Source organism: Paenibacillus sp. (assembly GCF_035645195.1).
Classification (GTDB): domain Bacteria; phylum Bacillota; class Bacilli; order Paenibacillales; family YIM-B00363; genus Paenibacillus_AE.
Map to the genome: position 1 here is coordinate 1 of NZ_DASQNA010000050.1, position 12439 is coordinate 12439.

Annotated in this window: 10 protein-coding genes; all 10 read right to left on the reverse strand. The window is 63.2% G+C overall.

The window, feature by feature from the left end; genetic code table 11:
* Window positions 1-176 precede the first annotated feature (176 nt).
* The 10 genes from purD to purB all read right to left on the reverse strand — a co-directional run bounded on the left by purD (window position 177) and on the right by purB (window position 12386).
* Window positions 177-1445 carry a phosphoribosylamine--glycine ligase gene (gene purD, locus VE009_RS25800; RefSeq protein WP_325012771.1) on the reverse strand — a complete coding sequence of 423 codons (1269 nt, stop codon included), beginning with the start codon at window positions 1443-1445 and terminating at the stop codon, window positions 177-179.
* A gap of 29 nt (window positions 1446-1474) precedes the next feature.
* A complete protein-coding gene (gene purH / locus VE009_RS25805) occupies window positions 1475-3013 on the reverse strand; it encodes a bifunctional phosphoribosylaminoimidazolecarboxamide formyltransferase/IMP cyclohydrolase (RefSeq protein WP_325012772.1) in 1539 nt (512 codons plus the stop codon).
* Between the two features lie 608 nt (window positions 3014-3621).
* Window positions 3622-4248, reverse strand: coding sequence for a phosphoribosylglycinamide formyltransferase (purN, locus tag VE009_RS25810; RefSeq protein WP_325012773.1), 627 nt, complete (start codon window positions 4246-4248; stop codon window positions 3622-3624).
* On the reverse strand, window positions 4249-5292 hold the full coding sequence (gene purM / locus VE009_RS25815; protein WP_325012774.1) for a phosphoribosylformylglycinamidine cyclo-ligase: 1044 nt from the start codon (window positions 5290-5292) through the stop codon (window positions 4249-4251). It lies immediately after the preceding gene.
* 183 nt (window positions 5293-5475) lie between these two features.
* Window positions 5476-6957 (reverse strand): amidophosphoribosyltransferase, encoded by a 1482-nt coding sequence (gene purF / locus VE009_RS25820; protein WP_325012916.1) that lies wholly within the window; start codon window positions 6955-6957, stop codon window positions 5476-5478.
* A complete protein-coding gene (gene purL / locus VE009_RS25825) occupies window positions 6954-9206 on the reverse strand; it encodes a phosphoribosylformylglycinamidine synthase subunit PurL (protein WP_325012775.1) in 2253 nt (750 codons plus the stop codon). Before purL ends, purF begins: the two co-directional genes overlap by 4 nt.
* Complete coding sequence (gene purQ, locus VE009_RS25830) at window positions 9184-9879, reverse strand: phosphoribosylformylglycinamidine synthase subunit PurQ (RefSeq protein ID WP_325012918.1); 696 nt, start codon at window positions 9877-9879, stop codon at window positions 9184-9186. The genes purL and purQ overlap by 23 nt, the downstream gene beginning before the upstream one ends.
* 21 nt (window positions 9880-9900) lie before the next feature.
* Window positions 9901-10146, reverse strand: a complete 246-nt coding sequence (purS, locus tag VE009_RS25835) for a phosphoribosylformylglycinamidine synthase subunit PurS (protein WP_325012776.1) — start codon at window positions 10144-10146, stop codon at window positions 9901-9903.
* 31 nt (window positions 10147-10177) lie between these two features.
* Window positions 10178-11077 carry a phosphoribosylaminoimidazolesuccinocarboxamide synthase gene (locus tag VE009_RS25840; RefSeq protein ID WP_325012778.1) on the reverse strand — a complete coding sequence of 300 codons (900 nt, stop codon included), beginning with the start codon at window positions 11075-11077 and terminating at the stop codon, window positions 10178-10180.
* 13 nt (window positions 11078-11090) lie between these two features.
* On the reverse strand, window positions 11091-12386 hold the full coding sequence (gene purB, locus VE009_RS25845; protein ID WP_325012780.1) for an adenylosuccinate lyase: 1296 nt from the start codon (window positions 12384-12386) through the stop codon (window positions 11091-11093).
* Window positions 12387-12439 lie beyond the last annotated feature (53 nt).

The following is a 12439-nucleotide window of genomic DNA, read 5'->3' on the forward strand; positions in this document are numbered from 1 at the left end:
AATGGCTCGTTTCTTTACATCAAAGCTATATGTTTCAAGCTTCTGCCCTTTCTTTACCATGACGAAAAGCACCCCCTATAGTATTCATCGGTTTTAAACACAGGGTGTTTATCCAATGTCCACTATAAGGGGTGCACTTCAATACTGCGGGGATGGCGTTTGATGTAGCTGCAGCGCTAGACCAGCGCTTTTTTGCCGATATCCGTACGATACTGCTTGCCGTCGTAGCGGATGCGGTCGACGTCCGCGTACGCCTTCCGGCGCGCTTCGTCGATCGTCGCGCCGGTGGTGGTGACGCCGAGCAGGCGGCCGCCGTTCGTGACGATGCGGCCTTGCGCGTCCGTCGACGTGCCCGCGTGGAACACGATCGACTCCTGCACCTCGTCGAGCCCTTCGATCGGATCGCCCTTGCGGTAGCTGCCGGGGTAGCCGCCTGCGGCGAGCACGACGCAGACGGCGGAGTCGTCGCTCCACTTCGGCGGCGCGACTTCGGCGAGGCGTCCTTCGACCGTCGCGAGGAACAGCTCCGCGAGGTCGGACTCGAGCCGGGAGAGCACGACCTGCGTCTCCGGATCGCCGAAGCGGCAGTTGAACTCGATCGTCTTCGGCTTGCCTTCCGGCGTAATCATGAGCCCCGCGAACAGCACGCCGCGGAACGGACGACCTTCCTTCACCATCGCCGCGGCCGTCGGCTTGATAATCGTCTCCACCGCTTCATCGTACACCGACTTCGGCATGTGCGGCACCGGCGAGTACGTGCCCATGCCGCCCGTGTTCGGGCCTTTGTCGTTGTCGAAAATCGGCTTGTGGTCCTGCGCTTCCGGCATCGGGCGAACCGTCTCGCCGTCGACGAACGCGAGGATGCTCATCTCTTGACCGAACAAGCATTCTTCGACGACGACTTTGTCGCCCGCCGCGCCGAACGCTTTGTCGAGCATGATCGTGCGAAGCGCCTCTTCGGCTTCCTCGAGCGTTTGGGCGACGGTGACGCCTTTGCCCGCAGCTAAGCCGTCGGCTTTAATGACGATCGGCGCGCCTTGCTTTCTTACGTATTCCAGCGCCGGCTCGAATGCCGTGAACGTTTCGTACGCGGCGGTCGGGATGCTGTATTTTTTCAGCAAATCCTTCGTGAACGACTTGCTGCCTTCGATGATCGCTGCGGCCTTGCTCGGGCCAAACACCTTGATGCCGGCCGCTTCGAACGCGTCGGCGATCCCTTCGAACAGCGGGTCCTCCGGGCCGATGACGGCGAGGTCGACGGCGTTCTCCTTCGCGAAGGCGGTCAGTTTGTCGAATTCCGTTTCGTTGATGGCGACCAGCTCCGCGACGTTCGCGATGCCGGCGTTGCCCGGCGCGCAGTACAGCTTGCTCACCTTCGGGCTTTGGCTCAGCTTCCAGCAAATCGTATGCTCGCGGCCTCCGCGGCCCACGACGAGAATGTTCATGGCGTGTTCGTCCTCCTTCGGTTTCGTTCTTAGTGTTTGAAGTGACGGACGCCGGTGAACACCATCGCGATGCCGTTCGCGTTCGCCGCCGCGATCGACTCTTCGTCCTTGATCGAGCCGCCCGGCTGGATGATCGCTTTAATGCCGTACTTCGCGGCGAGCTCGACCGTGTCGCCCATCGGGAAGAACGCGTCCGACGCGAGCACCGCGCCTTGCGCCTTCTCGCCCGCTTGCTCGAGCGCGATGCGCGCGGAGCCGACGCGGTTCATTTGGCCGGCGCCGATGCCGATCGTCATGTTGCCGCTCGCGAGCGCGATCGCGTTCGACTTCACGTGCTTGACGACCTTCCACGCGAACAGGAGCTGCTTCAGCTCTTCTTCGGTCGGAGCGCGCTCGGTGACGACTTTGAGGTCGGCCGCTTCGATCTGCTTCGTATCCGTCTCTTGGAACAGCATGCCGCCTTCGACGGACGTCACGAAGTACTTGTCCTCCGTCGGCATGAACGGCAGCTTGAGGAGGCGGATGTTTTTCTTCTTCGTCAGCGTCTCGAGCGCTTCCGGCGCGAAGTCCGGCGCGATGACGATTTCGAGGAAAATTTCGTTCAGCTTCGCCGCCGTCTGCGCGTCCACCGGACGGTTGAGCGCGACGATGCCGCCGAAGATCGACGTCGGGTCCGCTTCGTACGCCTTCGTGAACGCTTCGAAGATGTCGCCGCCGATGCCGACGCCGCACGGGTTCATGTGCTTCACGGCGACCGCCGCCGGCTCGTCCGTGAACTCGCGGAGAATCTGGAGCGCCGCGTTCGCGTCGTTAATGTTGTTGTAGCTCAGCTCTTTGCCGTGCAGCTGCTGCGCGTTCGCGAGGCTGCCCGCGCCGGCGAGCGGCTTTTTGTAGAAGGCTGCTTTCTGGTGCGGGTTTTCGCCGTAGCGCAGATCCTGCACCTTCTCGTACGTGACGGTGACGCGTTCCGGCAGCGTAACGCCGAGCTGCGCGCTGAGGTAGTCGCCGATCAGCGCGTCGTAGGCGGCCGTGTGGCGGAACGTTTTCGCGGCGAGCTTCTTGCGCGTCTCGAGCGTCGTGTCGCCGTGCGTCTGGATTTCCTCCAGCACTTGGGCGTAGTCCGCCGCGTCGACGACGACCGTCACGAACGCGTGGTTTTTCGCCGCGGAGCGCAGCATCGACGGGCCGCCGATGTCGATGTTTTCGATCGCGTCCTCGTAGGATACGTTCGGCTTCGAGATCGTTTGCTGGAACGGGTACAGGTTGACCGCCACGAGATCGATGTAGCCGAGATTCAGCTCCTCCATCTGTTTGCGGTGCTCTTCGCTGTCGCGCACGGACAAGAGGCCGCTGTGCACCGCCGGGTGCAGCGTCTTCACGCGTCCGTCGAGAATTTCGGGGAAGCCCGTTACGTCGCTGATGCCCGTCACCGGGATGCCTTTGCTCTCGAACAGCGTCTTCGTGCCGCCCGTGCTGATGATTTCGTAGCCCAGCTTCACGAGCTCGGCCGCGAAGGCGTCGATGCCGGTTTTGTCGGAGACGCTGATGAGCGCTCGTTTGTTCGCCACTTTGGGGTACCTCCTAAAATATTAAGTAAATTGATGTTTTATATGGTAAGGGGGGGGGCTGGTTCGGCGCCGCCGCGGGCGGTGTAACCGCATTTTTGCGGTTATTCCGCCTTTTCGGTGCCGCCGCGGGCGGTGTAGCCGCATTTTTGCGGTTATTTCGCCTTTTCGGTGCCGCCGCTGGCGGTTTAACCGCATTTTTGCGGCTATTTCGCCTTTCCGGTGCCGCCCCTGGCGGTGTAGCCGCATTTTTGCGGTTATCTTCCCGTATCAACACCGCCGCAGGGCCCGCCACCGCCGGGTAAGGAACATTTGTCCCTTACAGACCGCCGCAGGGCCCGCCAACCGTCGGATAAGGAACATTTGACTCTTACAGACCGCCGCAGGACCCGCCGACCGCCGAATAAGGAACATTTGTCCCTTACAGACCGCCGCAAGCCCCGCCAACCGCCGGATAAGGAACATTTGTCCCTTACAGACCGCCGCAGGGCCCGCCGACCGCCGGATAAGGAACATTTGTCGCTTACAGACCGCCATAACGCCCGCCGACCGCCGGATAAGGAACATCTGTCGCTTACGCACCGGCGCCCGGCCTGGGCGGACCGAGAACGCTACAGCCCGAGGCCGCCCTCCACGACGACGCGGCGGCCGTCGAGGCGGACGCGGTCCTCCGCGAAGGCGCGCACGACGGCGGGGTACAGCCGGTGCTCGATGACCTGCACGCGCGGATACAGCGTATCCGCCGTGTCGTCCGGCAGCACCGCCAGCGCCTCCTGCGCGATGATCGCGCCGCTGTCCATGCCGCCGTCGACGAAGTGCACCGTGACGCCGGCGACTTTGGCGCCGTAGGCGAGCGCCTGCTCGACCGCGTGCAGTCCCGGGAACGCCGGGAGCAGCGAAGGATGTATGTTAAGAATGCGGTTTTCGAACGCATCGAGCAGCACGGACGTCACCAAGCGCATATAGCCGGCGAGCACGATGAAATCGATGCCGCGCTCCCGCAGCTCGCGAACGACGTCCGCCTCGTACGCCTCGCGCGACGCGTACGACTTCGGGCGCACCGCGTACACCGGCACGCCGAGCCGCTCCGCGCGCTCGATCGCGCCGGCGCCCGGCTTGTCGCACACGAGCAGCGCCACTTCATAAGGCGAAGCGGCGTCCCGGACGCTTGCCGAGACCACCGCTTCGAAGTTGGAGCCCGAGCCCGAAGCGAAAACGGCGACTCGCTTTTTCGCCATTTACGCCTCGGTCCCTTCGAACGTCACGACGCCTTCGCCTTCGGTGATCACGCCGATGTCGTACGGCGTCTCGCCCGCCGCCGCCAGGGCGCGCATCGCTTCCTCGCGCGCGTCCGCCGGCACGACGATGACGTAGCCGATGCCCATGTTGAACGTGCGGTAGCAGTCGTCGTGCGTCAGCGCGCCTTCGGAGCGGAGCAGCTCGAAGATCGGCGGCATCGGCCACGAGCCGAGGCGAATGTGCGCGTTCACCCCTGCCGGCAGCACGCGCGGGATGTTCTCGATGAAGCCGCCGCCCGTAATATGCGCCATGCCGCGCACCTCGACCGCATCGAGCAGCGCGAGCACCGGCTTCACGTAAATGCGCGTCGGCGCGAGCAGCGCTTCGCCGAGCGTGACGCCGCCGAGGGCGTCGACGCGGTCGTTCACGCCGTACTTGCCGCTGTCGAGCAGAAGCTTGCGCACGAGCGAGAAGCCGTTGCTGTGCACGCCGCTCGACGCGAGGCCGATGATGGCGTCGCCCGGACGGATCGTGCTGCCGTCGATCATTTTCGATTTGTCGACCACGCCGACGGTGAAGCCCGCGATGTCGTATTCGCCGTCTTGGTACATGCTCGGCATTTCGGCCGTTTCGCCGCCGATCAAAGCGCAGCCGGCTTGAACGCAGCCTTCCGCGACGCCGGCGACGATGCGCTCGACCTTCTCCGGCACGAGCGTGCCGATCGCGAGATAGTCGAGGAAGAAGAGCGGCTCCGCGCCCTGCACGACGATGTCGTTCACGCACATGGCGACGCAGTCGATGCCGACCGTGTCGTGCTTATCCGCCGCGAACGCGACCTTTAGCTTCGTGCCGACGCCGTCGGTGCCGGACACGAGAATCGGCTCCTTGTACTTCTCGCGGTCCATGGCGAACAGGCCGCCGAAACCGCCGAGGCCCCCGAGCACTTCCGGGCGCGTCGTGCGGGCGACGTGGCGCTTCATTCGTTCCACCGCTTCATTGCCGGCCGCGATGTTGACGCCGGCTTGCTTATACGCTTCTGACACGAGCCATGTCACCTCACTTAATATCGACTCCGCCGCCGGTCGGACGCCCGAAGCAGACATGCGTCGGCCGCGATTTCGCCGCGAAACCGGCAACATCGCGGGACGCACCGGCGCTGACCGGCGGGAAGAGCGTTTCGCAATCATTGAACAAATCCGTAATCCGTTACAAGGCGGCCCATCCGATCAGCACTTCGCGATGAGCGCCTTCTCCGCTTCCTCCGGCGACAGCGTCGGGTACTTGTTGTCGAAGCACGCCATGCACAGCCCACCCTCGAGCTTAGCGCCCTGCGCGCCGATCGACTCGACCAAGCTTTCCTTGCTCAGGAAGTGCAGCGAGTCGGCGTTGATCAGCTCCCGGATCTCCTCCACCGACTTCGAGGAAGCGATCAGCTCGCCGCGCGTCGGCGTGTCGATCCCGTAGAAGCACGGGTTCGCGAAAGGCGGCGACGTAATGCGCACGTGCACCTCGACGGCGCCCGCCTCGCGCAGCAAATTGACGATGCGGCGAGACGTCGTGCCGCGCACGATCGAGTCGTCGATCATGACGACGCGCTTGCCTTCGACGACCTTGCGCACCGCGGACAGCTTCATTTTCACGCCTTGCTCGCGCAGCTCCTGCGACGGCTGGATGAACGTCCGGCCCGTATAGCGGTTCTTGATCAGCCCGAGCTCGTACGGGATGCCGGTCTGCTCCGCGAAGCCGATCGCCGCGGAAATCGACGAATCCGGCACGCCGGTGACGACGTCCGCGTCGACGAACGAATCCATCGCGAGACGCTTGCCCATCCGCTTGCGCGCGGTATGGATGTTCACCTCGTCGATGTCGCTGTCGGGGCGCGCGAAGTAAATATACTCCATCGAACACACCGATTTGCGCGGCGCCGGATCGGCGAACCGATCCTCATGCATGCCGTTCTCGTCGAACACGAGAAGCTCGCCCGGCGCGACGTCGCGCACGTACTCGGCGCCGACGGCGTCGAACGCGCACGTCTCCGACGAGAACAGCCACGCGTCGCCGAGGCGGCCCAACACGAACGGCCGCAGCGCGTGCTGGTCGCGCGCCGCGACCATCTTGTCGTTCGTGATGAACACGAACGCGAACGCGCCGTTCAGCCGCCGGAGCGATTCCTTCACCGCTTCCTCGATCGACGGCGCCTTCGACCGGGCGATCAGATGCGCCACGACCTCCGTGTCGCTCGTCGTCTGGAAGATCGAGCCGGCTTCCTCGAGCTCGCGCCGAATGTCCGGCGCGTTCACGATGTTGCCGTTCGTCGCGATGGCGAGATCGCCGTCGCGCCATTTGAACACGAGCGGCTGCGCGTTCGCGAGCTTGCTCTCGCCCGACGTCGAATACCGGACGTGGCCGATGCCGACCTTGCCGGGCAGCTCCGCGAGCCGGGTCTGGTCGAAGATCTCCTTGACCAGCCCCATGCCGCGGTGGTAATTGAACTCGCGTCGGTTCACCGTGCAGATGCCGCCGCTCTCCTGGCCGCGATGCTGCAGCGCGTGCAGCCCGTAATAGCAGAGCGACGCCGCCTCGGGGTGATTCCACACCCCGAAGACGCCGCACTCCTCGCGCAATTTATCGAAAATATCCCGATCGTTCGTACCTTCGTTGAAATAATCACCCGTCCAAAGCGGCTGCACCGGCAAAGACGAACTCATTTCATCAGACACGGGATCGCGTCCTTCCACGTAGTTTCGAGAACGTCGACGGCGACGTCGATCACAGTGGACCCGTTCACCGTCACGTTCAGCTTCGATCCGCACACCGTCCCGATGCGCGCCATCGGCACGCCTTCCTCGACCAAATGCAGCTGCAGCGCGTCCGCTTGCTCCGGACGGCACGTCAGCAGCACGCGCGACTGCGACTCGCTGAACAGCGCGACGTCGTTGCGCAGGCCCGGCGCGTTCCAAGAGATGTTCGCGCCGATGCCGCCGCTGATGCAGCTCTCCGCCAGCGCGACGGCCAAACCGCCCTCGGACAAGTCGTGCGCCGAAGCGACCAAACCGCCCTGAATCGCGGACAGGACAGCCTTCTGCAGACGCTTCTCGACGTCCAGATCGATCTTCGGCGGACGGCCTTCCGTCACGCCGTGGACGACCAATTGGAACTCGCTGCCGCCGAGCTCGGCGAACGTTTCGCCCAGCAGGAACACGACGTCGCCTTCGTTCTTGAACGCCTGCGTCGTGACGTGGTTCACGTCGTGCACGAGGCCGACCATGCCGATGACCGGCGTCGGGTAAATCGCGCCGCGCGCGTTCTCGTTGTACAGCGAGACGTTGCCGCCGATGACCGGCGTATCGAGGACGCGGCACGCTTCCGACATGCCGTCGGTCGCCTTCTCGAGCTGCCAGAAAATTTCCGGCTTATCCGGGGAGCCGAAGTTCAGGTTGTCGGTCAGCGCCAGCGGCTCGCCGCCGGAGCAGACGACGTTGCGCGCCGCTTCCGCGACCGCGATCCGTCCGCCGACTTCCGGATCCAAGTAGACGTAACGACCGTTGCAGTCCGTCGACATCGCAAGTCCCTTGCGCGTGCCGTCGACGCGAACGACCGCCGCGTCGGAGCCCGGGCGCACGACCGTCGCCGTGCGGACCATGTGGTCGTATTGACCGTAGACCCATTCCTTCGACGCGACCGTCGGGGAGGCGAGCACCTTCAGCAGCGCGCCTTCGACGTCCGTCACCTCAGGGTACCGCAGCGTGTCGATCGAACCGTTGCGGACATAATACTCCGGTACGACGGACGGCTTGTGGTACATCGGGCAATCGTCGACCAAAGCCGTCACCGGCATGTCGCCGACGACTTCGCCGTGATGGACCAAAGTCAACCGGCCCGTATCCGTCACCTTGCCGACGACTTCGCAGAAGAGGCCCCACTTGTGGAAGACCGCCTTCACTTCTTCTTCCTTGTCCGGCGTCGTGACGAACAGCATGCGCTCCTGCGATTCGGAGAGCATCATTTCGTACGCCGTCATGCCCGGCTCGCGCTGCGGCACTTTGTCGAGCCACAGCTCCATGCCGTTGCCAGCCTTCGACGCCATCTCCGCGGAGGAGCACGTGAGGCCCGCCGCGCCCATGTCCTGGATGCCGAGGACGAGCCCTTTGTCGATCACTTCCAAACAAGCCTCCATGACGAGCTTCTCCATGAACGGGTCGCCGACCTGCACGGCCGGACGCTTCGCTTCGGACTCTTCCGTCAGCTCCTCGGACGCGAACGTCGCGCCGTGGATGCCGTCGCGGCCCGTCGCCGGTCCGACGTAGAACACCGGGTTGCCGACGCCGCGCGCGATGCCGCGCTGAATGCGGTCATGATCAATCAAACCGACGCACATCGCGTTAACCAAAGGATTCCCTTCATACGACTCGTCGAACATGACCTCGCCGCCGACCGTCGGGATGCCGATGCAGTTGCCGTAGCCGGCGATGCCGCTGACGACATGCTCGAACAAATATTTCACGCGGTCGTTCTCAAGGCGCCCGAAGCGCAGCGAGTTCATGAGCGCCACCGGACGCGCGCCCATCGAGAATATATCCCGAATGATGCCGCCGACGCCCGTCGCCGCGCCTTGGTACGGCTCGATCGCCGACGGGTGGTTGTGCGACTCGATTTTGAACACGACCGCTTGGTTGTCGCCGATGTCGACGATGCCCGCGCCTTCGCCCGGACCCATGAGGACGCGCGGCCCGGAGATCGGGAACTTTTTCAGCACGACCTTCGAGTTTTTGTAGGAGCAGTGCTCCGACCACATGACGCTGAATACGCCGATTTCCGTGTAGTTCGGGAGACGTCCGCCGAGATGGCCGATGACCTTCTGGTACTCGTCGTCCGTCATGCCCATTTGCTTATATAACTGCTGATCGCGGATTTGCTCCGGCGTCGGTTCCAAGTTAGCGAGCTGCTGCTGTGCCATGCGCGGTTCCCCTCCAAGCATTCAAAACTGACGTAAACATGCGCTTGCCGTCTTCCGAGCCGAGCAGCGCATCGACCGCGCGCTCCGGGTGCGGCATCATGCCGAGCACGTTGCCGCGCTCGTTCGTGATGCCGGCGATGTCGGCGACCGAGCCGTTCGGGTTCTCGCCGCTGTAGCGGAATGCGATTTGACCGTTCGCTTCAAGCCGCGCGAGCGTCTCTTCGTCGCAATAATAGTTGCCTTCGCCGTGCGCGATCGGAATCGAAATCTTCTCGCCCGCTTTGTAATCCCGCGTGAACGGCGTGTCGTTGTTCGCCACTTCCAGCGTCGCCGGCGCGCAGCGGAATTTCAGCGAGTTGTTGCGGCGCATCGCGCCCGGAAGCAGTCCGGACTCGAGCAAAATTTGGAACCCGTTGCAAATGCCGAGAACGTATTTGCCGGCGTCCGCCGCCTTGCGCACTTCCTCCATGACCGGCGAAAAGCGCGCGATCGCGCCCGACCGCAGGTAGTCGCCGTACGAGAAGCCGCCCGGCACCAAAATGAGATCGAATTTCGAAAGATCCGTCGCCTGGTGCCATACGTACTCGACCGGCTGCTGGATCGTGTGCTCGACCGCTTTGTAGCAGTCGATGTCGCAGTTCGAACCCGGGAATACGAGCACCGCCACATTCATTGCCGAAGGTGTCGACATCGCTTATTCCCCTTTCAGTTCGAAGCGATAGTCCTCGATGACCGTATTGGCGAGCAGCTTTTCGCACATCTCGCGCACGCGCTCTTCGGCGACCTTCGCGTCGTTCGTGTCCAGGTTCAGTTCCATGTACTTGCCGATGCGCACCTCGCCGACTTCGTCGAAGCCCATCGAATGCAGCGCGCCTTGCACCGCCTTGCCTTGGGGGTCGAGCACGTTTTCCTTCACCGTTACGAATACCGTCGCTTTCATGGCTCTCGTCCAGCCTCCTAATTGGTAAAATTTATCCTCGGGTTACGCCCGTAATGCGGCGATAAATTTCGCGATAACGCTTCGTCGTTTCCTCGACGACTTCAAGCGGCAGCGGGTCCGGCTCGCTGTTCTGATCCCAATCGGAATTCGCGAGGTACGTGCGGACCGGCTCCTTGTCCATCGAGTCGATCTCGATGTCGAGCGCGTAGTTCTCTTCCGCCCAAAACCGCGACGAATCCGGCGTGAACAGCTCGTCGATTAAGATGAGCTCGCCGTCCAGCAGCCCGAACTCGAACTTGCAATCGGCGAGAATGATGCCTCTTGCGCGCAGCCGTTCGTGCGCATAGCGGTACAGCTCGATGCTGACGTCGCGCAGCTTCTCGGACAGCTCGTCGCCGACCTGGCGCTTCATTTCGTCGAACGAAATGTCCACGTCATGGCCGACGTCGTTCTTCGCCGCCGGCGTGAAGATCGGCTCCGGCAGCTGCGCGTTCTTGCGCGTGCCCGGCGCGAGCTCGATGCCGTTGACGGCGCCCGTCTTCTGGAACTGCCGCCAGCCGCCGCCGGTGAGATAGCCGCGCACGACGCATTCGATGTCGATGCGGCGCGCCTTCTTCGTCACCATGACGCGGTCGCGCAGCTTTTCTTTATCCGTCACGTAGCCGCCGAGTTTATCGACGTCCGCGTGGACGAGATGGTTCGCGACGATGCCTTTCGTTTCCTCGAACCAATGCACGCTCAGCCGGTTCAGGACGTTGCCTTTGTCCGGCACGGCCGGTTTTAAGATATAGTCGAAAGCGGAAATGCGGTCGGTGACAACGATGAGGAAATGCTCCCCGAGGTCGTACAGCTCGCGCACTTTGCCTTTGTAAACGAGCGGGGCTCCGACGTACGGAGCGGCGGTGGAGATCGCTTCGGGCAGGCTGCTCACGGTCGCGCCCCCCTTAGATCAGCTCGAGCCGACGGAAAATCGTGTCGACGTGCTTAAGATGCCAGCTCGGGTTGAACGCGTCGTCGATCTCTTCCGGCGACAGCACGGACGTAATTTCCGGCGTTTCGGCGATAATGTCGCGGAAGTGGCGCTGCGTCTCCCACGCCTGCATCGCGCGCGGCTGCACCGTGTCGTACGCCTGCTCGCGGCTCCAGCCTTTGTCGATCAGCTTCGTCATGATGCGGCCGGAGAACGGCACGCCGTACGTGCGCTCCATGTTGCGCTTCATGTTCTCCGGGAACACCGTGAGGTTCTTGATGATGTTGCCGAGGCGGTTCAGCATGTAGTCGAGCAGCGTCGTCGCGTCCGGCAGGATGATGCGCTCGACCGACGAATGGCTGATGTCGCGCTCGTGCCACAGCGGCACGTTCTCGTATGCGGAAATCATGTGGCCGCGGATGACGCGGGCGAGGCCCGAAATGTTCTCGCAGCCGATCGGGTTGCGCTTGTGCGGCATCGCCGACGAGCCCTTCTGGCCCTTCGCGAACGGCTCTTCCACTTCGCGGAACTCGGATTTCTGCAGCGCGCGGATTTCCGTCGCGAATTTGTCGAGCGAAGTCGCGATGAGCGCCAGCGTCGCCATATATTCGGCGTGGCGGTCGCGCTGCAGCGTCTGCGTCGAAATCGGCGCCGGCGTAATGCCGAGCTTCTGGCAGACGGACGCTTCGACGTGCGGGTCGATGTTCGCGTACGTGCCGACGGCGCCGGAAATTTTGCCGAACTGCACGCCGTTCGCCGCATGGCGGAACCGCTCGAGGTTGCGCTTCATCTCTTCGTACCAGAGCGCGAGCTTGAGGCCGAACGTCGTCGGCTCCGCGTGCACGCCGTGCGTGCGGCCCATCATCGCGGTGTCTTTGTACCGAACGGCTTGCTCTTTGAGAATGTCGATAAACCGAATGATGTCCGCTTCGAGAATGCCGTTCGCCTGCTTCAGCAAGTAGCCGAGCGCCGTATCGACGACGTCGGTCGACGTGAGGCCGTAGTGCACCCATTTCCGCTCCGGTCCGACCGTCTCGGATACCGCGCGCGTGAACGCGATGACGTCATGGCGCGTCTCCTGCTCGATCTCGTAGATGCGATCGATGTTGAAGCTCGCGTTGGCGCGCAGCGCTTCGACGTCTTCCTTCGGGATGACGCCGAGCTCGCTCCACGCCTCGCACGCCGCCAGCTCCACCTCGAGCCAAGCTTGAAACTTGTTCTGCTCCGTCCAGATCGCGGCCATTTCCGGCCGGCTGTAACGTTCCAACATGTTCGGTTCCTCCGCCACTTTTTGAGTTTTATATGATGAAAACGGTCCGCCGC

Coding starts and splice junctions, on each gene's coding strand:
- purD (WP_325012771.1), bottom strand. CDS start 1,445: ATGAACATTCTCGTCGTGGGCCGCGGAGGCCGCGAGCATACGATTTGC.
- purN (WP_325012773.1), bottom strand. CDS start 4,248: ATGGCGAAAAAGCGAGTCGCCGTTTTCGCTTCGGGCTCGGGCTCCAAC.
- purF (WP_325012916.1), bottom strand. CDS start 6,957: ATGAGTTCGTCTTTGCCGGTGCAGCCGCTTTGGACGGGTGATTATTTC.
- purL (WP_325012775.1), bottom strand. CDS start 9,206: ATGGCACAGCAGCAGCTCGCTAACTTGGAACCGACGCCGGAGCAAATC.
- purQ (WP_325012918.1), bottom strand. CDS start 9,879: ATGAATGTGGCGGTGCTCGTATTCCCGGGTTCGAACTGCGACATCGAC.
- purS (WP_325012776.1), bottom strand. CDS start 10,146: ATGAAAGCGACGGTATTCGTAACGGTGAAGGAAAACGTGCTCGACCCC.
- purB (WP_325012780.1), bottom strand. CDS start 12,386: ATGTTGGAACGTTACAGCCGGCCGGAAATGGCCGCGATCTGGACGGAG.